The sequence below is a fragment of the Nitrosomonas sp. H1_AOB3 genome (genome assembly GCF_015709435.1).
Classification (GTDB): domain Bacteria; phylum Pseudomonadota; class Gammaproteobacteria; order Burkholderiales; family Nitrosomonadaceae; genus Nitrosomonas; species Nitrosomonas europaea.
Window position 1 is genome coordinate 2,589,448 of record NZ_CP054389.1, and the last position, 22,754, is coordinate 2,612,201.

Consider the following 22,754-nt stretch of genomic DNA (forward strand, 5'->3'; position numbering starts at 1 on the left):
TTTTGATTTACCACTTGATATTTTTACGCAGACGATAGCGCAGATAAATGGCGAGTCCGTTCATCAGTAACGTCATGACGACCAGTACCAGGCCGGCAGCCGCTGCATTATGCTGAAAGGCTTCTTGCGGTCTCGATATCCAGTTGAACATCTGAATTGGCATAACTGTAAATGGCTCCATCAGCCATTGGAACGATACGAACGGGAACTGATCCTGAATGGGGGATGGAGGCAGAAAAGCAATGAATGTCAGTGCACCGATCGTGATGATTGGTGCTGTTTCTCCAATCGCACGCGCCAGTCCGATAATGACTCCCGTCAGAATACCGGCTGCGGAATAAGGCAGGACATGATCTGATACTGTTTGCCATTTGGTTGCCCCCAGGGCATAAGCCCCTTCACGGATGGAAACGGGAATGGATCTGATCGCTTCACGGGTTGCAACGATGACGATTGGCAGAATCAGCAGCGCCAGTGTCAGCCCGGCTGAGAGGATACTCTGGCCCAGTCCGAGTTGATAGACGAACAGCCCCAGTGCCAGCAGACCATAAATAATGGAGGGTACGCCCGCCAGATTGGTGACATTGATTTCGATGATTTCGGTGATGAGGTTTTTCGGTGCGTATTCTTCAAGATAAACACCGGCCGCCACACCGAGAGGAACGGCCGCTGCCGCTGTCACCAGCATGATCAATGTCGTGCCGACCCATGCGGAGAGAATCCCGGCTGCTTCCGGTTTGCGAGAGGGAAAGGAAGTGAAAAATTCCCAGGTCAGGCGTGGCATTCCGTCGATGACCATACTCCCGAACAGTGCGATGAACGTCAGAATCGCGATCATCAGTGCGGTAATACCTGCTACCAGCGCCAGTAAGTCCCAGCGCTTGTGATAAGCAATGATGGTACGTATTTCATTCAGATTGTCAGGGTGATTCATAGGTAGCATGGGTATCAGTAAACCTCACGGTATCGCTTGCGCAGTAAATGCCCCAGGATATTGAAAACCAGGGTCAGCAGGAGGAGTGTCAGTCCCGCAGCAAAGATCGTCTGGTACCCGACACTGCCATGCGGCAAATCTCCCAGGCTGACCTGGACGATATAGGTGGTAATGGTTGCTGCCGGTTCCATCGGGTTCCATACCAGATTGGGCTGCATGCCTGCTGCAATTGCAACTACCATGGTTTCTCCGACAGCACGGGAAATGCCGAGAATATAGGCGGCTGCAATACCGGACAAAGAGGCGGGCATCACTACTTTGATTGCCGTTTGGAATCGTGTGGCACCGATGGCGTACGACCCCTCCCGCAAGTGCATTGGTACAGAACGCATGGCATCTTCTGTCATCGAGCTGACGTAGGGAATGATCATGATTCCCATCACCAGCCCTGCAGACAGCAGACTGAAACCAGGCAGATCTGGAAGAATGGTCTGCAGCAGGGGGGTGACGAACAGTAACGCAAAATATCCATAGACGACTGTCGGAATGCCTCCAAGCAATTCAAGGAATGGTTTGGCTATCTCTCTCACCGTGAAGGGTGCAAACTCCGAAAGATAGATGGCAATGATCGTACCAAAGGGAAGCGCTATGACGAGTGCAACCAGCGAGCTGATGGCTGTTCCTGAAACAAGCGGAAGTATTCCGTAATGGGCGTCGTCAAACAATGGTGTCCATTGTGTGTCTGTTAGAAAATCCCATACAGAAACATGCTCAAAAAATACCAGTGATTCTGAAATCAGCAGGTAAATGATGGCAAAAGTAATGAAAACGGAAAGAAAAGCGGCCAGGAACAGCAGCAATTCTATTATTCGTTCTTTGAGGTATCGTTTATAGCTGCGACGTAGACTTCCGGGTGAATGATCGGTGTTGTTCGGGATAGGCATTCTGATCGTCTGGGTAGCAATCCGGATATGTGGGGACGAGTCATTCTAGAAATCAATTATTACAGTTTGATGAAAATGGAAGGTTGAGAAACAAAGTCAGCTGAAATACAGGAGCATTCAACTGAAAACAATTAAACCCGTCATAAATTCAGGTCGATATTGCAGAATGATTATTTTGTCGAAGTCGGGCTGGAGTAAATTTCATGACGCTGAAACGCACCATAAAAGAATTCGCCACTTATCTGGGTGACCGGGAATCGATTCTTGACAGGGATTATCCGAGAGTTGCCGGTCAGATAGAGTTATTGTGGGGATATGTGGAATTTTATCGTTACCTGGAAAAACTGCTGATTACAGAAAAAGGGCGGGATCGTTCCGGTTTTCCATTTGAAGCAGTTCTGGAGCTCGATAAACTGAAAGAAATCCACGAACGACTGTATCCGTGAACGAATTGAACCAGCGTACAGATAAAGCAAATAAACTGGTGATATCACCCGCATTTTGGGGAGATGCTGCAGAAACCGCCCTTGAAAGGGCGGTTTTTGTATGACGTTAAAATGCAGAGATGCAAATTATCCGGAGCGGAATGATTTTCAGCGGATAGATCTTAGTCAGCCTGTCTTCTGAGGAAAGCAGGAATATCCATCGGATCCATGCCAGCCTGCTGCATGGCTGTGACCGCAGCATTGCTCCTTCTTCCTGTTCTCATGACTGCAGGTTCATCCACCTGGTGAGAGGAAATTCTGTCATCGGTACCTGTTCGGGTATGGATAACGGTCATGGGTCTCTGGGATTGTTGATTGATATTGCCAAGCCCCGTTGCGACCAGTGTTACACGCAGACTGTCACCCATATTTTCATCGATGACTGTACCGACGATGACAGTTGCGTCTTCAGCCGTCATTTTTTTCACGATGTCCATCACTTCCTGTACTTCACGCATTTTCATGGCTGAGCTGGCGGTGATGTTTACCAGTACACCCCGTGCGCCTGTCAGCGTGATTTCTTCGAGCAGCGGGCTTGCAACGGCTTCTTCCGCAGCCATACGTGAACGATCGACACCGCTGGCGGCTGCAGAGCCCATCATGGCCATGCCCATTTCAGACATGACCGTTTTGACGTCAGCAAAATCCACGTTTACCAGCCCCGGACAATTGATGACTTCCGCGATACCTGCTACGGCACCATACAGTACGTCGTTTGCTGCCTTGAAGGCGTCCAGCATGCTGATATCATTGCCCAGCACTTTCATCAGTTTGTCATTCGGGATGACAATCAGTGAATCGACATGTTCTGCCAGTGCTTCCATTCCAGCTTGTGCTGCTTTCAGGCGTTTACCCTCGAAAGAGAATGGTTTGCTGACAACGGCAACGGTCAGGATACCCATTTCCTTGGCAATCTGGGCCACGACCGGAGCAGCACCCGTACCCGTACCTCCCCCCATCCCGGCGGTAATGAATAACATATCAGCGCCCTGGACGATTTCAGCAATATGATCCCGATCTTCCAGAGCGGCTTCCTTGCCAATATCCGGATTGGCGCCTGCTCCCAGTCCGCGGGTAACACTGGTACCCAACTGCAACAGGGTCTGTGCACGATTTCCCTGGAGTGCCTGCGCATCGGTGTTCATGCAAATGAATTCGACACCTTTTACTTCATTGCGAATCATATGATCCACGGCGTTTCCGCCACATCCGCCAATACCTATGACTTTGATGACGGCTTCAAGTGGTTCGGTATTCGTGATCTCAAACATTATGTTTCTCCTATTGCATGGTGAGTTTTCAAACAATATTCCGCAGATAAAACTTCATTAAAACCCGATTTAAAAATTTTCCTGAAACCATCCTTTCATTTTTGCCAGAATCTGCCTGGTAGAGCTGCTTTTCAGTTTTGCCTGATGGTGATGGAGACGATCTTCCATGCCGACCATCACCAGACCGATGGCAGTTGAGTATCTCGGTGTCCGTACCACTTCCTCCAGGCTGCCGTTATAGACCGGCAATCCCAGACGCACAGGCATGTGAAAAATCTCTTCCCCCAGCTCGACCATTCCCAGCATGGAACTGCTGCCGCCGGTGATGACGATCCCTGACGAGAGCAGCTGTTCGAAACCACTGCGTCTCAGTTCTGCCTGAATCAGCAGGTAGAGCTCTTCCACGCGTGGTTCGATGACTTCAGCCAGGGTTTGCCGCGACAACGGGCGGGCACCGCGATTTCCAACATCCGGAACCTCGACCATTTCGCGGATATCAGCCAGCGTGCGTAAGGCAATGCCATAACGACACTTGATATCCTCCGCATCTTTCGTGGGGGTGCGCAGCGCCATGGCGATGTCATTGGTGATCTGGTCACCTGCCACCGGGATCACCGCAGTATGTCTGATTGCACCATCCGTAAAAACAGCGATATCGGTGGTTCCTCCGCCGATATCGACCAGACATACACCCAGATCCTTTTCATCTTCGGAAAGCACTGCTTTGGCCGAGGCCAGTGGCTGGAGCACCAGATCCCGTACATCCAGTCCGCAGCGATGGATGCATTTGGCGATATTCTGGGCAGCGGATACTGCTCCGGTTACGATATGCACTTTGACTTCCAGCCGGATACCGCTCATTCCGACAGGTTCGCGCACGTCTTCCTGGCCATCGATAATGAATTCCTGGTTCAGGATATGCAGGATCTGCTGATCGGCCGGAATATTCACCGCCTTGGCAGTTTCCATCACTTTCTCGACATCTGCCTGAGTGACTTCCTTGTCCTTGATCGCCACCATGCCATGTGAGTTGAAACCGCGGATATGGTTACCGGCGATCCCGGCATACACTTCACTGATCCGACAGCCCGCCATGAGCTCGACTTCCTCGAGGGCACGCTGAATGGCATTGACGGTCGCTTCGATGTTGACGACCACACCCTTTTTCAGGCCACGTGAGAGGTGGCTGCCCAGACCGATGATCTCGAATCCACCTTCGGGCTTCATTTCAGCGACAATGGCCACGATTTTCGATGTGCCGATATCAAGACCGACAATCAGATCTTTGCCTTCCTTGACTTTACTCATTTGAAAATCCCCCCGATTTCATAGTCATAGTGTTTGTCTGCCCTGAGATTCAATGCAATATCAGGGTATGCGTATTGCAAACCCGCTGGCATAGCGCAGATCCACATAAGCGGAACTTCCGTACCGATCCAGACTTTCATTATATTGTGTACGCACCGCTACATAACGTTTCAAACGCTGTTCGATCTGCTCTCTTCCCAGCTTGAGCCAGGTTCCCGTGTTCAATCGAACATGCCAGGCATGCCGTGGAGTCAGCACGATCTCTATGGCAGTTTGTCCGGTTGGCTGCAGTAATTTATTGAAGATGCGATATTGTTGAGTAATCAAACGACTGCTGTTATCGGGACCAGCAAACACCGGAAGACGCACATTATCCATTATTGCGTGAAATATTTCTCCATTTGTATTGACCAGGGCCGTTTCTTCCCAGTATGCAAGTGGCTTATGCTCTTCCAATAATATGTTCAATGCAGGCGGCCATTCACGCAGAATTTTAACCGATCTGACCCATGGCAATTCCATAAAAGCGTTCTGCAATGTTTTCAGATCGATCATGATGAAATTACCGTTTGCCGAATTGCGTACGACTTGTTCGATCTGATCACGGGTGATATGTACCAGACTGACATTACCCGTCCGATTCTTATCCATGGCTTCCACCCGGACTTCCCTCAATGAAAAAAACGGCAATGCCAATATTCTGGTTCCTACTACATAGATCGTAGCCAGCAGAACACCCGTCAACAGGATATTTGCCAGAAAGTTCAGGGATTGATGATCGTTCCACATACGTTTACAGTTGCCCGATTGCCCGGAATCCGGATGAATGGTTCTCTGCGGATAGCAGGGTGTGAAACATGACAATCAGATCCTTTTCAATGCTCACAGCTCAGCTCCAGAATCTGAACAACGAGTTCATCGAAGGAAATGCCTGCCGCCTTTGCCGCCATTGGCACGAGACTGTGGTCGGTCATTCCTGGCGAAGTATTGGTTTCAAGGAAAAAAGGTTGTTCATTTTCATCCAGAATCAGATCCACTCTGCTCCATCCGGTACATCCCAATATCCGGTGAGCATACAAGGCCTGTTCCTGGATACGGGTGGTTAACGCTGCCGATAACCCGCTGGGGCAGGTATAGCGTGTGTTCTCGGAAAAATACTTGGCCTGGTAGTCATACAATCCTTCTGCCACATCGATGCGCACCAGGGGAAGGGGCATATCATCCAGAATGGCGGCAGTCAGTTCGATTCCCTGGATGAACTGTTCGGCCAGTACCAGTGAATCGTATTCTGCAGCTGCCTGATAAGCGGATCGAAAATCCTGTTCATTGTCCACTTTGTTCAATCCGAGGGTCGAACCCTCCCGGGCGGGTTTGATGATCAGCGGCAATCCCAGCCTGTCTGCCACATCCCGGAAACGGCTGCTGGCATCGAGCATGACGTAATCAGGCGTATTGATACCCGCTGCCTGCCAGATCATTTTTGTGCGCCACTTATCCATTGCCAGTGCACTGGCGAGTATTCCACTGCCGGTATAAGGCAGTTCCATCAGTTCCAGTGCACCCTGAACCGAACCGTCTTCTCCGTAACGGCCATGCAATGCGATAAATACTCGATCGAAACCTTGCTGCAGAAGGTTTTCCAGAGGTTGCCCGGCCGGATCGAATGCATGGGCATTCACCCTGCTCCGCTGCAATGCTGCCAGAACGGCTTGACCGCTTCTCAGCGAGATTTCACGTTCAGCGGAACGTCCTCCCAGCAATACGGCTACTTTTCCAACGTCACGGGTGTTCACTGTGTACTTCCTCCGCGCTGTCCGATGATGCGAACTTCGGTGATCAGTCTGATTCCGGTAGCCTGGTGAACAGCATTTTGCACGGTATCGATGATTGCCTCGATTTCAGAAGCAGTGGCGTGACCGCAGTTGACGATGAAATTGGCATGTAACGTGGAAACCATTGCGTCACCGATACGGAAACCTTTCAGACCACACTGTTCGATCAACCTGGCAGCATGATCTCCTGGCGGATTCCGGAAAACCGATCCTGCACTGGGAAACCCCAGGGGTTGAGTCTTGATGCGTGCAGTCAGCAGCGTTCTGACAGCCTGACGCGAACTTTCCATTTTACCTGGACGAAGTCGGAACCAGCCGCCGGTAAACCAGACATCGGGTGTGTCGGACGAGGGCGTTCTCTGCAACTCGACATGACGATAACCAACCTGGTAGTCCTCCGGTGTACGTTCGCGCACAATCCCGCTGCGATCGATCGTTGTGACGCGCTCTACCCGATCCCAGGTTTCAGCGCCGTAACAACCAGCGTTCATTGCCAGTGCACCACCAACGGTGCCGGGAATGCCTGCCAGAAATTCTGCACCTGTCAGGTTATGTGAGGCAGCAAATCTGGCCAGTTTGGCACAGGGGACGCCCGCTCCGGCATAAATCAGACCACCGCTTTCGTTCTGCTCGACCAATGACAGATCATTGAGTTTTGCATGCAATGTAATGACTACCCCGGGCAATCCACCATCCCGGACCAGCAGATTGCTGCCCAGTCCGATCATGACAACCGGCTCATCTTTCGGCCAGTGGCGTAAAAACAGGGCCAGATCTTCCAGATCGGCCGGCTGGTAGAAACAGGCGGCATGCCCGCCGGCACGCCAGGAAACATGCCGTTTCATGGGTTCATGCTGACGCAGCTCACCCCGCAGCAGGCGTGTGTCGATACCGGATGTGCGGGATTGCAGATCTGGGGTATCCATGATTGGCAGTTGAATTTCTGTCTGCATGCTTTCCTGATCAGCCTGTTATCAATGTCAGTTTCATCGCCGGTTCTGCCAGATCAGGAGCGGATTTTCCGATGGATCCGGCTCCCATGATGAGTATTACATCTCCATCTTGTGCAATGGTATGAATGGTTGCTTTCAATTCATCGATCTGCTCGATATAAATAGGCTCGATCTTTCCCTGCACTCTGATTGCTCGTGCCAGAGATTTGCTGTCAGCCGCAATGATAGGCTCTTCACCGGCAGGATAAACTTCGGTCAGCAGCAATACATCAGCACCGGATAATACCCGGACGAAATCCTCGAATAAATCCCGGGTGCGGCTGTAGCGGTGTGGCTGAAATGCCAGAACCAGACGTCGGCCGGGAAAAGCATTGCGGGCAGCTGCCATCGTGGCGGCAATTTCTGCAGGATGATGTCCGTAATCGTCGATCAGGGCGAAAGATCCCCGATCCGGCAAGGGGATCTCGCCATATTGCTGAAACCGCCTGTCTACTCCGCCAAAGGTGGCCAATGCTTTTACGATTGCTTCATCCGGCACGCCCAGCTCGTTACTGACAGCGATGGCTGCCAGTGCATTCAGGACATTATGTTTACCCGGGAGGTTGAGTGTGACTTCCAATGTTCGCGGTGAGCCATTGACTCCAATATGGGCGAGAAAATGCATTCTGCAGCGATCGTGCCGGATGTTGGTGGCGCATATCTGCGCATCTTCCGATGCGATGCCATACGTGGTTACTGGCCGGGTAATCATGGAAATGATTTCACGCACGTGGGGATCGTCCACGCACAGTACTGCCATACCGTAAAAGGGCAGGTGTTCGATAAATTCGACAAAGGTCTGTTTGAGCCGGTTGAAATCATGCTCGTAGGTGCTCATGTGATCGGCATCGATATTGGTTACCACCGTCAGAACCGGCTGCAGGTAGAGGAATGAAGCATCGGATTCATCCGCCTCGACCACGATGAATTCACCCTTGCCCAATCTGGCATGACTGTCGACCGTCTTGAGCTTGCCACCAATGACAAATGTCGGATCCTGGCCTGCTTCCGCCAGGATACTGGCAACCAGACTCGTGGTGGTGGTTTTGCCATGAGTGCCGGCGATGGCAATACCGCGGCGCAGGCGCAACAGCTCTGCCAGCATCATGGCGCGAGGTACTACAGGGATACGCCGTTCGCGTGCTGCAATCACCTCCGGGTTATCAGAATGGATAGCGGTCGAGATAACGACGGCATCAGCAGATTGAATATTTTCGGCTGCATGGGTGTGATGAATGACAGCACCCAGGCACTGCAGGCGCCTGGTGGTGGAATTGCTGTGCATATCTGAACCGCTGATCTGGAAACCCAGGTTGATCAGTACTTCGGCGATGCCGCCCATACCGGAGCCGCCGATTCCTACGAAATGGATATGTCTGATTTTATGCTTCATTGGTTTGTCCCGATAATTGCTGACAGGCTTCAGCCACCGTTTGTGCAGCCTCAGGCATGGCCAGTGCACGTGCACGGGTTGCCATGGACTGTAATTGTGCGCGTGAACAGGTCATCAGCCATTGTGCAAGTGAAGTGGCTGTCAACTCTGATTGCGGCCATAAAACAGCCGCCTGGTAGTCGCTCAAAAACCGGGCATTGGCTGTCTGGTGATCATCCACCGCGTAAGGATACGGTATCAGAATACTGGCAACACCTGCGGCTGCCAGTTCAGAAATGGTCAGGGCACCGGCACGGCAGATCACCAGGTCGCAATCCTGATAATGTGCAGCCATATTCTCGATGAATGCCACCAGATTTCCTGTGACGCCATGGTCGGCGTAAGCCTGCTGCAGAGCGTCGAGGTGAGCTTTCCCGGACTGGTGAGTCACGTATGGTCGCCGATCTTCAGGAATCATACTCAGAGCCTGCGGCAGCACGGTGTTCAGAACTTGTGCGCCGAGGCTGCCACCAACCACCAGGATGTGCAAATTGCCCGTCCGGTGTGCATAGCGTGTTTCTGGTGACGGGAGTCGGGCGATTTCTGTGCGTACCGGGTTGCCGGTAACCCGGGTTTTATTTTCCGGGCTTGTGAGGGCACCCGGGAATGCCAGCAGGATACGATCGGCAATTTTTGCCAGTATCTTGTTGGTCAGGCCGGCGATTCTGTTTTGCTCGTGAATCAGCAGAGGTTTTCCAAGTAAAACGGCCATGATTCCTCCGGGCAGTGCCGGGTAGCCCCCCATCCCCAATACCACCTGCGGTTGCTGACGGCGCAATATCCGGAAACTTTGCCAGCAGGCTTGTGCCAGCTTCCATGGCAGTAACAGATAGCTGCTCAGTTTTTTGCCGCGCAACCCGGAAAAATTGATCAATTCGATGGAAAAACCGTGCTGTGGCACCAGTGCGGCTTCCATACCGTTACGGGTACCCAGCCAGACGATTCGCCAGCCGTTCGCCTGCATGGAACGAGCGACTGCCAGCCCTGGAAATACATGCCCTCCGGTCCCGCCTGCCATGATCATGATCGTGCGAGACAAGGTATGAACTCCATGTGCGGTGCATATTGCTGATCAGAGCTGTCTTCTCTCATGCGTTCAATCCTCTGCGTTTCAGTCTGTTTTCCCAGTCGATTCGCAGCAGTATGGCGATGGCGATACTGTTGATGACGATACTGCTGCCGCCATAGCTCATGAAGGGCAATGTCAGCCCCTTGGTGGGGAGTAATCCCATATTGACGCCCATGTTGATGAAAGCCTGTAAACCCAGCCAGACACCGATACCCTGTGCAACCAGTGAACCGAATTGATCTCCCAGTCTGGCTGCTGTGCGGCCGACTTTGAAAATACGCACCAGCAAAAAGAAAAACAGTGAAATCACGGTGACGACCCCTGCAAAACCAAGTTCTTCGGCCAGTACGGCAAACATGAAATCGGTATGTGCTTCAGGCAGATAATTCAATTTTTCCACACTGCTTCCCAGACCGACTCCCCACCATTCACCAAGTCCGAACGCGATCAATGCATGCGTGAGCTGATAACCCTTATCGAAGGGATCGTTCCACGGATCAAAAATAGCATTGATACGATCCATGCGGTAAGGCTCGATGATGATCAGCAGCGCCAGCAGTACCGGTACCAGGCATATCAATCCGAAAAACATTTTCAGGCTCATTCCGTTCATGAACATGATGGACAGGACGATGGCCGCGATAACGACTGTGGCGCCCAGATCCGGTTCCATCAGTAATAACAGGGAGACGATGGTCAGCAATGCGAGGATAGGCAGGAAACCCTTGAAAAAATGATCCTTGAAAGCCGCTTTGCGTACGACATAATCTGCTGTAAAAATCAGAATGATCAGCTTCATCAGTTCGGAAGGCTGGAAGCTGGTGATTCCCAGAGGGATCCAGCGACGGCTGCCATTGATCTCATGGCTGATTCCCGGAATCAGGACCACAAGCAGTAGCAGGATGCCCAATCCCAGCAGATAGTGAGAATAAGCCTGCCACCAGCGCAGCGGTATCCGGAAGCAACCGATTCCGACAGCTATTCCCGCCAGTATGTATGAAGCCTGCCGGGCAAGAAAATAGTAACTGCTTCCTTCACCAAATTTCGCTTCGGCGATTGCAATCGAGGCGGAGTACACCATGACCAGCCCCAGCCCTAGTAAAAGCAGCACGGTTGAAACCAGCAGCACATCCAGTTCGGGCTGAATGGGCTGATTGTGCGGAGCGGAAGTGGATGGACTCATCATGGGTTTAATGACATGTCTGTGCTGTCAGTACGAACTTGCGCTCGATCAGGCGGACGGCAGCCGTGAAAACCTCAGCGCGGTGAATGTAATTGTTGAACATATCGAGACTGGCACAAGCGGGAGAGAGCAGAACGACATCTCCGTGCTCTGCCAGCAGAAAGCTTACCTGTACCGCCTCATCCATGGTGGTTACCCGGTGTATCGGTACATTGCTGGCCTGGATGGCCTGTGCAACTTTGTCTGCATCCCTTCCCAGCAGTACGACACTGCGCACATGCTTGCTGACTGGCTGTTCCAGAGGGGAAAAATCCTGCCCTTTGCCATCTCCACCTGCAATCAGAATCACGTTTTTGCGAAACCCGTTCAGTGCGGCAACAGCTGAACCTATGTTGGTGCTTTTAGAATCGTCGTAAAACGTTACGCCATTGAACTCGGCAACTTTCTGCATACGGTGCGGCAATCCCCTGAAAGTACGCAAAGCATGCAACAACGGCTCGAAAGGCAGATCAACCGCCCGGCACAACGCCAGTGCAGCCAGCGCATTGGCGGCGTTATGCAGTCCCGCGACGGCAAGCTCACTGGTTTTCAGCAAATGGGTACTGCCTTGTGCCAGCCATACATCCGATCCGCCGGGGAGCAAACCAAATTCTTCGTCCGACACGGGTGCGGATAGACCAAAAGTCACCTGTTTACTGTTTTTATCCGCCATGGCATACACCCTGGCATCATCACGATTGAGTATCTGCACGCAACCATTATTATGCGGGCGGGAAAATATCCGTGCTTTTGCGGCGGCATATTCTTCGATACTGTCGTACCGGTCCAGATGATCTTCGCTCAGGTTCAATACCGTTGCTGCATCCGGCCGCAGGCTGCTGGTGGTCTCCAGTTGAAAGCTGGAAAGTTCCAGCGCCCACAAATGGGGCCATTTATTTGCATCCATCCGTTGCATCAGTGCATCCAGCGCTGCCGGGCCGATATTGCCTGCTACCTCCACATCCCATCCGGCATTTTTTACCATTTCACCGACCATGCTGGTGACCGTGGTTTTCCCATTGGAACCGGTGATCGCAAGAATTTTTGTACCCGGTGGTGCGTACTGATCGAGTGCAACGGCAAACAGCTCGATATCACCGATTACGGGCACACCCTGCTGCAATGCTGCCTGTACCAGTGGTTCGGCTACTGCCACACCCGGACTGATGGCAATTGCATCGATCCCCTGGAACAATTCTTCCTTCAACGGGCCGCAGAATATGGCCTCATCCGGCACGATCCGGTTTATCAGTTCGAGATTGGGCGGGCTGGTGCGTGTATCAGCCACTGACAGCTGTGCACCGAGCCGGGAAAGCCACTTGACCATGGAAATCCCGGTTTTCCCCATACCCAGAACCAGTATTTTTTTGCCGGTATAGTTCATCGCAATTTCAGAGTCGATAAGCCGATCAATACCAGAATGAGGGTAATGATCCAGAACCTCACCACGACCTGATTTTCCTTCCATCCTTTGAGTTCATAATGATGATGCAGGGGTGCCATGCGAAAAACGCGCTGACCAAACAATTTGAAGGAAGCCACCTGAATCATGACTGACAGTGCTTCCATGACGAATACGCCTCCCATGATGACCAGTACGATTTCCTGCCGGACAATGACGGTGATCACCCCCAGTGCTGCGCCTAATGCCAGAGCGCCAACATCGCCCATGAATACTTCCGCCGGGTAGGTGTTGAACCATAAAAATGCCAGACCTGCTCCTGTCAGCGCGCCGCAGAATACCGCGAGTTCACCCGCATTGGGAATGTGTGGAATACCGAGATATTTGGCAAACACGGCATGGCCGGCAACGTAGGCGAAGATGGCCAGAGCACCACTGATCATGACGGTAGGCATGATGGCCAGACCATCCAGCCCATCTGTCAGGTTGACGGCATTGCTGGTACCAACGATCACCAGATAGGTCAGCACGATAAACAGGAATGTTCCCAGCGGAATGGCCACTTCCTTGAAGAATGGAACGATCATTTCGGTGTGCTGGGGAAGATCGGCTGTCATGGCAAGATACACTGCGACCAGCAAGGCAATGATCGATTGCCAGAAAAATTTGGATGAAGCTGAAAGTCCTTTGGAATTGCGCTGTATTACCTTGCGATAATCATCTACCCAGCCGATTGCGCCGAATCCCAGTGTCGTCAGTGATACCACCCAGATGTAGCGATTGCTCAGGTCCGCCCATAAAAGTGTGGTCACGATCACGGCTGTCAGGATCAGTGTGCCGCCCATCGTCGGTGTGCCTGCTTTGATCAGGTGAGACTGAGGGCCGTCATTGCGCACGGACTGGCCGACTTTACGTGCGGTCAGGCTGCGTATCATGGCCGGGCCAATCAGAAACGAAATGCTCAACGCAGTCAGTGCCGCCAGCATGGTACGCAGCGTAATGTAACTGAATACATTGAAAGCGCGGATATCTTCTGCAATCCATTGAGAAAGTGCCAGCAGCATTCTATGGTTTCCGTTGTAATGTCCGGTTGCGAATCCGGAAAACTGTTTTTGTCCGGCTATTCATTGCCTTTCATTTCGAAATACGTTTACGCCTGCAATTGTTCTATCACGCGTTCCATTTGCATGAAACGCGATCCCTTGACCAGGATGAAAACATGTTCGTCCAGACAGCTTTTCGCTTTTTCCAGCAACGTGTCCAGATCGGCAAAATGCTGTGCCCCTCGGCCAAACCCTGCAACAGCCTGCCGGCTCGATTCTCCCAGTGCCAGCAATATATCTACACCTGCGCTTGCGGCCTGTTGACCGATTCTGTGATGGAACGTTGCCGTATCAGCACCAAGTTCACCCATATCGCCCATGATCAGAATTTTTTTGCCGGGCATTTCTGCCAGGACATTCAGTGCAGCCTGCATGGAATCCGGATTGGCGTTATAGGTGTCATCGATCAGAACTGACCGGTTCAACCCGGTTTTTTTCTGCAAACGCCCGGGGACACCCCTGAAACTGTGCAAACCCTCAGCAATCGAGCTTGTGCTGATACCAGCAGCCGTGGCGGCTGCCGCCGCTGCCAGCGCGTTGTAAACATTATGACGACCTGGCACCTGTAGCGTTATTTCGACTGTGTCATCAGGCAATTGCAGCAGCCATCGATCGCCTGACGGATGTGCCGGCTGGCGTGCGCTGACTGCGGCAGTGCCATTCATGCTGAAATCCACAACCGGCCTGTTTCCGGCAAGCTGCCGCCAAAGCCGGGCATGGGGGTCATCCGCATTGATGATGGCAACTCCCTGTTCTTCCAGCCCCTCGAAGATTTCTCCTTTGGCACGGGCGACGGCTTCGGTGGTCCCCAGATGTTCGATATGAGCCGTGCCTGCATTGGTGATCACGGCAACCGTAGGTGCAGCAAGCCGGCTCAGCCAGGCGATTTCACCCGCGTGGTTCATCCCCATTTCGATGACTGCGCCAACATGACGGGAATCGAGTTGCAACAGCATCTGCGGTACACCGATGTCGTTATTCAGATTGCCGGTTGTCGCAAGAACGTTCTCCAATCCGAATTCACATCTGAAAATGGCTGCAATCATTTCCTTGACGGTGGTTTTGCCATTACTGCCTGTCACGGCTACCAATGGAAGGGTGAAGCGCCGACGCCAGGATGCCGCCAGTTGTCCAAGGCCCAGCCGGGTATCCTTCACTTTGATCCAGCCAAAATCAGGTTGAGTCGGGAGGATAGCTGTGTCAGCCGAAACCATGGCTGCAACGGCACCGTTTCCGATGGCTGCGGAAATGAAACGATGGCCGTCAAACTGCTCACCGGACAGTGCAATGAAGAGATCACCCGGTTTCAGGGTACGGCTGTCGGTGCTGACTCCGGTGAATACGGCGTTGTCACCAGACCAGTCTGCGTGCAGGGCCAATGCAGCTTCCTGTGTGCTCATCATCCTTGCACCTGTAATTCCGGGCCGGCCAGGTCATGCAATACTTGCCGTACTACTTCGCGATCGTCATACGGATATTTCTTTCCCTGTATTTCCTGGCTGGTTTCTGCACCCTTGCCGGCGATCAGTACGATATCGTCTTTGCGTGCACCGTGAATGGCCCGGTAAATAGCGGCTGTGCGATCCACTTCGGATGTGCAGTGTTTGCCACTGGCACCGAGCATGACTTCGCTGATGATGTCTGCAGGGTTTTCATTACGCGGATTATCGCTGGTGATAATGACTTCATCGGCCAGGCGTGAGGCAATTTCTCCGATCAGCGGGCGCTTGCCACGATCTCTGTCTCCGCCGCAACCGATGACACAGATCAGTTTTGCCTGATTTTTCCGAATTCGTTTTTTGATGCGGGTGCCGGCCAGTGTTTCGCGCAAACCGGTCAACACTTCGTTCAGCGCATCGGGAGTATGCGCATAATCGACAATGACGACGGGTTGATTGCCTCCTCCCAGTTTTTCCATTCTTCCGGGAATCGGCTGAACCTGTCGTAACGCGGTGATTGCATCATCGAGATCGATATTGCTGGCGAGCAGGGCGGCCAGAACAGCCAGCAGATTATAGGCATTGTAGCGGCCAGTCACATTGCACTGCAGGCTGGCGTACCGGTTGCAGAATTCGACATCGAAGCCGATCTGCTGTGTGGTGAATTGCAGATTGCTGCCGTAGAGTATTTTCTGATTACCAGTTGTTTGTGCAGTTTGGCGAGGTTGCTTGAAACCATAACCAATGATCGACAGATCTTTTCCGGCCAGTTGTTGCGACAGCTCTACACCCAGTACTTCATCCAGATTGAGGACGGCGTATTGCAAACCTTCCCAGAAGAACAGTTTTGCCTTGGCAGCAGCATAGGCATCCATACTGTCGTGATAGTCCAGATGGTCGCGCGTCAGATTGGTCAGTACGGCGACAGCAAATTCTGATCCGATCAGTCTGTCTTGAGAAAGACCATGTGAGGAAGCTTCTATCACCAGTGAGGATGCTCCTTGATGCAGATATTCAGCCATCAGCTGCTGCAGATAAACGGCATCGGGAGTCGTGTGTTCGGAAGGGTATAATGCGCCCGGGAATCCATGCCCGAGCGTTCCGATTACGGCAGTTTTTTTCCCCAGAGCAGCCATGGCTTGCGCATACCATTGACTGCAGGTGGTTTTGCCATTGGTGCCGGTGATTCCAACCAGCCATAAATGTCTGGAAGGATGACCGTACGCTTCACTGGCGATTTTCCCGGCTTCGTGACGCAGCCCGGCCACACCCAGATTGGGTATCTTCCACTCGGGTTTCCAGGAAAATCCCTGCTTTTCCCAGATGATCGCGTTGACACCTCGTGCAATGGCCTGCGGAATATCGTTGCGCGCATCATGACGTTCACCGGCACACGCCAGGAAAGTATCACCCGGCTTGAGTTTCCGGCTATCTGCCACCAAATGTCGTACTTTGACATCCAGCTGATTCAGCAGCCAGGCTGCATGACCTTCATCTGATCTCGAATCCGACGAGGTGCTCATCATCCTTTGTCTTCCAATCCGGCGGGAACGGGGGACGTCACCAGATTGCCAAGTGAATCATCAAATGGCACATTCAGTATCCGCAATGTACCTTCCATTACCCGGCTGAATGCCGGTGCCGCTACCGTGCCACCATAATAACGCCCGCTGGAAGGCTCATCGATCATGATTGCCATGATGACACGCGGATCGGATGCTGGTGCAAAGCCGACGAACGAAGAAATATAGCGATCGCTGGCGTACCCTTTCCGTTTTTCCAGACGTTTGTGCGCGGTACCGGTTTTTCCCGCCACACGGTAACCGTTGATGCGTGCACCGCTGCCGGTGCCTTCCGGTTGCACCGCAAGTTCCAGCATTTTACGTACGGATTGTGCGGTTTCACGTGAAATGACTTTCTGGCCGACAGCCGGCGTATCGCGTTTCAGCAGTGTGATGGGTTTCAGTTCTCCATCCGTGGCAAACAATGTATAAGCCCGTACCAGTTGCATCAGGCTGACTGAAATACCATGCCCGTAGGACATGGTGGCTTGTTCGATCGGGCGCCATTTATTATATGCGCGTAACTGGCCGCTTGCTTCTCCGGGAAAGCCAATACCGGTTTCAGTGCCGAAACCGGAACGGTTGAGCATTTCCCAGAATGTTTTGGGTGGCAGTAACAGGGCAATTTTTGCTGCACCCACGTTACTCGAGGTCTGAATGACCTGGGAGACAGTCAGATTGCCCTTGTCACGCACATCGCGAATGACGGCTCTACCTATTCTCATCATTCCGCCGGAGGTTTCCATCAGTGTGTTTGCCTTGACGCGACCCGTTTCCAGCGCCACGGCGATGGCAAAAGGCTTCAATGTCGAACCTGGCTCGAAAGTATCGACCAGCACACGATTGCGGATGACTTCGTTATTCATGCTCGCGCGCTGGTTGGGGTTGAAAGCCGGGTAATTGGCCATTGCCAGCACTTCACCTGTTTTGACATCCAGGGCCACGATACTGCCGGCTTTGGCGTGCTGCTCTTTTACTGCACGCGCCAGTTCCCGGTAAGCGAGATACTGTATCTTGCTGTCGATCGACAGCACCACATCCTGGCCGGATTTGGGAGATCGGATCTGTCCGACGTCTTCCACGACACGCCCGATCCGATCCTTGATGACACGCCGTTTGCCGTCTTCACCCGTGAGCACATCCTGCCATGCCAGTTCTACACCTTCCTGTCCGCGTCCGTCTACATCGGTAAAACCCAGAATATGGGCAGCCAGCTCGCGTGATGGATAGTAACGATAAAACTCGTGCTTGAGGTACAAACCCTTGATGTTGAGTTCAGCGATCTTATTTGCTCTTTCCGGTGGCAGTTGCCGTTTCAGATACACAAATCGCTTATCGCTGCTGAGACGTTCCTGAACAGTGGCCTTATTCATATCCAGCAGATCGGCCAGCTGCCCGATCTGTTCCGATGTGGCACTCACTCTTTGGGGATCGACCCATACGGATTTGACGGGCGCGCTGATGGCAAGGATTTCACCATTGCGGTCTTTGATGCTGCCGCGCTGGGAATTTTGTTCAATGACCCGGAGATGGCGCGACTGTCCCTGCTGCTGCAGAAAATCCTTGTTCAGTGCTTGTAAATAAACAGCCCGGGCAACCAGTATGATCAGGGATATCAGCAAAAATCCTTGTATGAGGCGAGAGCGCCATTCTGGAAGATCCACAGCAGCGGATTTGCGAGAGGGATTGAACAGGATTTTCATTCAGTCGCACCTGACGAATGATCGGGATGAATCGCCAGAATATTTCCAGCGGCAGGCGGGGGCATAGTCATGCCGAGTTCTTTTCGCGCGATCTTTTCCACACGCGCAGGCATGGCCAACGTGGTTTGTTCCAGCCGCAGTTGGTTCCATTCGGTTTCCAGTTGTTCAGTCAATTGCTGAGCTTCTTCCTGTTCCATGAACAGTTTGCGTGATTCGTACCGGGCGGTTACGATGCCCAGACCACAAATAACCAGCACCATAAACAGGAAAATGTTCAGTTTGATCATCGATCCACCTTGCTGCCGGTTTCCAGCTTCTCTGCCACCCGCATGACAGCACTGCGCGCTCGCGGATTGGCAGCCACTTCATTCTCGCCGGGGCGAATTTTTTTACCAATGATCTGCAATGTCTGTCTGCTGTGCATGCGACTCTCCTCATCCCGTACAGGCAGTTTTCGCGGCAAAGTGTCCGTGCCTGCCTGCATGCGCATGAAACGCTTGACGATACGATCTTCCAGTGAATGAAAGCTGATTACTACCAGCCGGCCGTTTGCATTCAGCAGTTCCACGCATTGCGGCAGTGTCACCGATAATTCTTCAAGTTCCTGATTGAGATGAATCCGTATCGCCTGGAAGGTGCGCGTCGCCGGATGCTGCCGACCGTCCCGGTGGCCGAACTTGCGCACGACCGCTGCCACGATCTCGGCAAGCTGAAACGTGGTAACAATGGGCTGGCGTGTCTGTGCCATAACAATTGCGCCTGCAATCTGTCCAGCATACCGTTCTTCGCCATAGGTTCTGATCACCTCCTTCAATTCTGTTTCTGTCACAGTGGCCAGCCACTCCGCTGCTGTTTTTCCCCGGCTGGAGTCCATGCGCATATCCAGCGGGCCATCATGGCGGAAGCTGAATCCGCGTGAAGCCTCATCCAGCTGGATCGATGACACGCCCAGATCCAGCAGGATGCCGTTAACCCGGCTTACACCCAGCGACTCCAGTGCTGTGCGTATTTGTGCATAACTGCCGTGTACTGCCTGAAACCTTTCATCCCGAATGGATCGGGCTGCGGAAATGGCCGCCGGATCCTTATCGAATGCAATCAATCGTCCTGATTCTCCCAATCTGGACAGAATCAGGCGGCTATGACCACCTCTGCCGAAGGTTGCATCTACATAAATACCATCAGCTCTGATATTCAGTGCATCTGCGGCTTCTTCCAGCAAAACGGGTACATGCACGGCACTATCGGCGCACTACAGCGAGAATCCTTCCAGCTCGGGAGGAATATCTCCGTCCTTGTAGGTCGTTGCTGTATCGATTTCCAGATCCCATTTCGCCATATCCCAGAGTTCAAATTTCTCACCCTGCCCCGCGAGCACGACTTCTTTCTGCAAACCGGCAAACTGTCTCAGAGGGGCGCTGATCAGAATACGGCCGGAACTGTCCATTTCAACGTCACTGGCATTACCGATGATGAGTCTTTGCAAACTTCGAATCTGCGGGCTGAGGCTGGGAAAGCTGTTCAATTTTTTTTCAATCGGCTCCCAGACGGGCTGAGGGTAAATCAACAGGCATCGGGAAGGATCAGCAGTCACGACGATATTGCCTTCACAACTGGCAAACAATTCATCACGATATTTCGCGGGAATCGCAAGTCTTCCCTTGCTATCGAGACTTAACTGGGTGGAGCCACGAAACATTTCGTCCCTTTTGATTTCAATGGAGGTGCCTGTTTGATGATTGAATCATATTTACCCCACTAACACCCACAATTATGCATATTTCACCACTTTAACCCACTTTACTCAATAAAAATTTGCATGATTGAGCAAGAAAGAATTTTTATATTGTTGTAACAATGACTTAATGGGATTTGCAGATAATCTTTTCGAATAAAACAGCTCGATAAAGAGGGCTGGTTTCGGGATCGGGACAGGGCGTGGTATAAACCTGAAAATATTTTAGGAACCTCTGATCAATATGGCTTTGGTATTTTGGGAACAGGCTGTCAATGATTTATCGGCGCGTGATCCGGTGATGCACCGGATCATTCAGTGTTACAGCAATTCGATGCCTGAAGAACGGGGAAATGCTTTCGCCACACTGGCGCGTGCGATCGTCGGACAGCAGATATCCGTCAAGGCGGCGGCCAGTGTCTGGCAGAAGGTAACGACTTTGATTCCGGAAATCACACCGGAAGCATTGATTGCGACAGAAGTCGATTTATTGAGGACATGCGGGCTATCGGCGCGGAAAGTCGATTATTTGCGGGATTTATCGCGCCATTTTCTGGAAGGAATGCTGGTAACGGTCAACTGGCACGATCTGGATGATGAAACCCTGATCCGCAAACTTGTCGAGGTAAAAGGCATTGGCCGGTGGACGGCAGAAATGTTCCTGATTTTTCATCTACATCGCCCGGATGTCCTGCCGCTGGATGACATTGGTCTGCAGCGCGCTGTCAGCCTGCATTACAACGCCAGTCAACCGATCGCCAAACAGGCGATTCGGACCATAGCTGAAAGCTGGCAACCCTGGCGATCAGTCGCCACCTGGTACCTGTGGCGAAGCCTCGATCCGATTCCGGTCATCTATTGATTAAAGCCAGTATCGCCTGGTTGAGTTGCCTGGTCGTTATTCCACAATCAGTATTGGATTGATTGCTGGATTCTGTTTCTTTCCGGTACAAATAATTCATTCGTTTCTACAGGGCTTTGCAATGATGATTCAGGCCCCTGAATAATCCGATGTGATGGATACGCTATTTAATAACGTCCTATACATCTGAGTTTATAGACATATGTTACTCATCTAATTTCTATAGATTTTATGCGCGTGCTGATAATACTGCGTACTATGAAAGTACAGATAGCCTTCCACTAAGCGCACTCAAGCATGTACCGGAACCGGATTGGGGTATTTTTAGAACAGCCCCCCGGCTTCCTCAGTTAGATAATCAACAGAACAATATCCAAATAGGTGACACAATTACTTTCAATGATCAATGATCAATGATCAATGATCAATGATCAATGATCAGCAATGCTTGGGCTCAACTATGCAACTATAATAGGCAAAAGAACTGCTGCTCATTATACGGGTGCAGGTGAGTATGAAAAATCCAAGCTTACTCCAACAGTTTCACTAATCTATAAACCAGTTGTTGCGCTGACTACTTACACTACTTATATGGAATCTCTTGAATCTGGCGCTGTAGTGGGTGGTACTTATACCAATCGTGGAGAAATACTACCTCCGTTAGTCAGTAAACAGTATGAAATCGGTATGAAGTATGATATCAACCCAAATTTTTTGTTGAGCACTGCACTATTCCGGATCGAAAAAGCCAATGGATATTCAGATCTTGCTACGCCAATCCCAACTTATGTCCAAGATGGTTTGCAAGTACATAATGGAGTAGAGTTGGTTCTAACCGGAAAGATTACAGATAACCTAACCATCATGGGGGGCGGTACCTTGATGGATATCGGTGTAGAAAAATCCAATAACCCTGCTCTCGAAGGTAAAAAACCAGTCAATGCTGCATCCAGAATGGGCAAAATTTACGCAGAATATGCGCTGCCATGGATCCCAGGGTTTAGCCTGACCGGTGGTATTTACTATACTGGAGAGAGGTATGCTGATGCAGCCAATACTGACAAAATGCCCGGCTACACCCTATATGACCTTGGAGCGAGATATATGACTCGAATGTTTAATAAATCACTGGTAGTACGTCTGAATGCCACTAATATAACGGGCAAAAATTACTGGCTGGCTTCTGATAGTTTAGGCGTTCCAAGAATGATTGCGTTTTCTGCCAGTATGATGTTTTAGCGTTATCCCGGCATATACCAACAGGTATGTGTTCTGTTTCAAACCGGCTTGCCTGTTGTGTGGCGAATACACGCAGGCAGGCCGGAACAGGTTCCTGGAAGTATGGCGGACCATCCTGAAACCGGATTCTGATCTCTGGTATCAGCCCATAACAGCTCGGAACACTCCTGCCTCAGTTCGTCAGTCCACGTATATCTCACTGCATCAGTTGTTAAAACTG

The 22,754-nt window shown here is 51.7% G+C and carries 21 protein-coding genes; 3 read left to right on the forward strand and 18 right to left on the reverse strand.

Features of this window, described 5'->3' with window-relative positions:
- Positions 1 to 7 precede the first annotated feature (7 nt).
- A complete protein-coding gene (gene pstA / locus HRU73_RS12115; protein WP_287398837.1) occupies positions 8 to 934 on the reverse strand; it encodes a phosphate ABC transporter permease PstA in 927 nt (308 codons plus the stop codon).
- A 14-nt stretch (positions 935 to 948) separates the two neighbouring features.
- The gene (gene pstC, locus HRU73_RS12120; RefSeq protein WP_287398838.1) at positions 949 to 1,878 is read right to left on the reverse strand and encodes a phosphate ABC transporter permease subunit PstC; all 930 of its coding nucleotides are present in this window, start codon (positions 1,876 to 1,878) and stop codon (positions 949 to 951) included.
- A gap of 203 nt (positions 1,879 to 2,081) precedes the next feature.
- On the opposite strand from pstC, the gene HRU73_RS12125 reads away from it, so the two are divergent.
- A complete protein-coding gene (locus tag HRU73_RS12125; protein ID WP_011111607.1) occupies positions 2,082 to 2,324 on the forward strand; it encodes a hypothetical protein in 243 nt (80 codons plus the stop codon).
- A 161-nt stretch (positions 2,325 to 2,485) separates the two neighbouring features.
- Here the strand turns inward: HRU73_RS12125 and ftsZ are convergent, their stop codons facing one another.
- From ftsZ to mraZ, 16 genes are all read right to left on the reverse strand, one after another.
- The gene (ftsZ, locus tag HRU73_RS12130) at positions 2,486 to 3,634 is read right to left on the reverse strand and encodes a cell division protein FtsZ (RefSeq protein ID WP_011111606.1); all 1,149 of its coding nucleotides are present in this window, start codon (positions 3,632 to 3,634) and stop codon (positions 2,486 to 2,488) included.
- A 69-nt stretch (positions 3,635 to 3,703) separates the two neighbouring features.
- Positions 3,704 to 4,942, reverse strand: a complete 1,239-nt coding sequence (ftsA, locus tag HRU73_RS12135; protein ID WP_011111605.1) for a cell division protein FtsA — start codon at positions 4,940 to 4,942, stop codon at positions 3,704 to 3,706.
- A 60-nt stretch (positions 4,943 to 5,002) separates the two neighbouring features.
- The gene (locus HRU73_RS12140) at positions 5,003 to 5,731 is read right to left on the reverse strand and encodes a cell division protein FtsQ/DivIB (RefSeq protein ID WP_074671157.1); all 729 of its coding nucleotides are present in this window, start codon (positions 5,729 to 5,731) and stop codon (positions 5,003 to 5,005) included.
- An 86-nt stretch (positions 5,732 to 5,817) separates the two neighbouring features.
- On the reverse strand, positions 5,818 to 6,735 hold the full coding sequence (locus HRU73_RS12145) for a D-alanine--D-alanine ligase (protein WP_287398839.1): 918 nt from the start codon (positions 6,733 to 6,735) through the stop codon (positions 5,818 to 5,820).
- The gene (gene murB, locus HRU73_RS12150) at positions 6,732 to 7,727 is read right to left on the reverse strand and encodes a UDP-N-acetylmuramate dehydrogenase (protein ID WP_287398840.1); all 996 of its coding nucleotides are present in this window, start codon (positions 7,725 to 7,727) and stop codon (positions 6,732 to 6,734) included. Before murB ends, HRU73_RS12145 begins: the two co-directional genes overlap by 4 nt.
- A 10-nt stretch (positions 7,728 to 7,737) precedes the next feature.
- Entirely contained in the window at positions 7,738 to 9,159 is a 1,422-nt protein-coding gene (murC, locus tag HRU73_RS12155) for a UDP-N-acetylmuramate--L-alanine ligase (protein WP_287398841.1), read from the reverse strand.
- Complete coding sequence (gene murG / locus HRU73_RS12160) at positions 9,149 to 10,222, reverse strand: undecaprenyldiphospho-muramoylpentapeptide beta-N-acetylglucosaminyltransferase (protein WP_287400080.1); 1,074 nt, start codon at positions 10,220 to 10,222, stop codon at positions 9,149 to 9,151. Before murG ends, murC begins: the two co-directional genes overlap by 11 nt.
- 64 nt (positions 10,223 to 10,286) lie before the next feature.
- Entirely contained in the window at positions 10,287 to 11,453 is a 1,167-nt protein-coding gene (gene ftsW / locus HRU73_RS12165) for a putative lipid II flippase FtsW (protein WP_011111599.1), read from the reverse strand.
- A 4-nt stretch (positions 11,454 to 11,457) separates the two neighbouring features.
- Entirely contained in the window at positions 11,458 to 12,873 is a 1,416-nt protein-coding gene (gene murD, locus HRU73_RS12170) for a UDP-N-acetylmuramoyl-L-alanine--D-glutamate ligase (RefSeq protein WP_276677876.1), read from the reverse strand.
- Positions 12,870 to 13,955 (reverse strand): phospho-N-acetylmuramoyl-pentapeptide-transferase, encoded by a 1,086-nt coding sequence (gene mraY, locus HRU73_RS12175; RefSeq protein ID WP_276677874.1) that lies wholly within the window; start codon positions 13,953 to 13,955, stop codon positions 12,870 to 12,872. Before mraY ends, murD begins: the two co-directional genes overlap by 4 nt.
- Before the next feature lie 86 nt (positions 13,956 to 14,041).
- Positions 14,042 to 15,397: a UDP-N-acetylmuramoyl-tripeptide--D-alanyl-D-alanine ligase gene (locus HRU73_RS12180; RefSeq protein WP_287398842.1), complete on the reverse strand. Its 1,356-nt coding sequence runs from the start codon at positions 15,395 to 15,397 to the stop codon at positions 14,042 to 14,044.
- A complete protein-coding gene (locus HRU73_RS12185) occupies positions 15,394 to 16,959 on the reverse strand; it encodes a UDP-N-acetylmuramoyl-L-alanyl-D-glutamate--2,6-diaminopimelate ligase (RefSeq protein WP_287398843.1) in 1,566 nt (521 codons plus the stop codon). The genes HRU73_RS12180 and HRU73_RS12185 overlap by 4 nt, the downstream gene beginning before the upstream one ends.
- On the reverse strand, positions 16,956 to 18,698 hold the full coding sequence (locus HRU73_RS12190) for a peptidoglycan D,D-transpeptidase FtsI family protein (RefSeq protein WP_287398844.1): 1,743 nt from the start codon (positions 18,696 to 18,698) through the stop codon (positions 16,956 to 16,958). Before HRU73_RS12190 ends, HRU73_RS12185 begins: the two co-directional genes overlap by 4 nt.
- Positions 18,695 to 18,985, reverse strand: coding sequence for a cell division protein FtsL (gene ftsL, locus HRU73_RS12195; protein WP_011111593.1), 291 nt, complete (start codon positions 18,983 to 18,985; stop codon positions 18,695 to 18,697). The genes HRU73_RS12190 and ftsL overlap by 4 nt, the downstream gene beginning before the upstream one ends.
- Positions 18,982 to 19,935, reverse strand: a complete 954-nt coding sequence (rsmH, locus tag HRU73_RS12200; RefSeq protein ID WP_281871507.1) for a 16S rRNA (cytosine(1402)-N(4))-methyltransferase RsmH — start codon at positions 19,933 to 19,935, stop codon at positions 18,982 to 18,984. The genes ftsL and rsmH overlap by 4 nt, the downstream gene beginning before the upstream one ends.
- Before the next feature lie 15 nt (positions 19,936 to 19,950).
- Positions 19,951 to 20,397 carry a division/cell wall cluster transcriptional repressor MraZ gene (mraZ, locus tag HRU73_RS12205; protein WP_287398845.1) on the reverse strand — a complete coding sequence of 149 codons (447 nt, stop codon included), beginning with the start codon at positions 20,395 to 20,397 and terminating at the stop codon, positions 19,951 to 19,953.
- Between the two features lie 280 nt (positions 20,398 to 20,677).
- On the opposite strand from mraZ, the gene HRU73_RS12210 reads away from it, so the two are divergent.
- Both HRU73_RS12210 and HRU73_RS12215 read left to right on the forward strand, forming a co-directional pair.
- On the forward strand, positions 20,678 to 21,295 hold the full coding sequence (locus HRU73_RS12210; protein WP_287398846.1) for a DNA-3-methyladenine glycosylase family protein: 618 nt from the start codon (positions 20,678 to 20,680) through the stop codon (positions 21,293 to 21,295).
- A gap of 444 nt (positions 21,296 to 21,739) precedes the next feature.
- Positions 21,740 to 22,534 (forward strand): TonB-dependent receptor, encoded by a 795-nt coding sequence (locus tag HRU73_RS12215; protein ID WP_287398847.1) that lies wholly within the window; start codon positions 21,740 to 21,742, stop codon positions 22,532 to 22,534.
- Positions 22,535 to 22,754 lie beyond the last annotated feature (220 nt).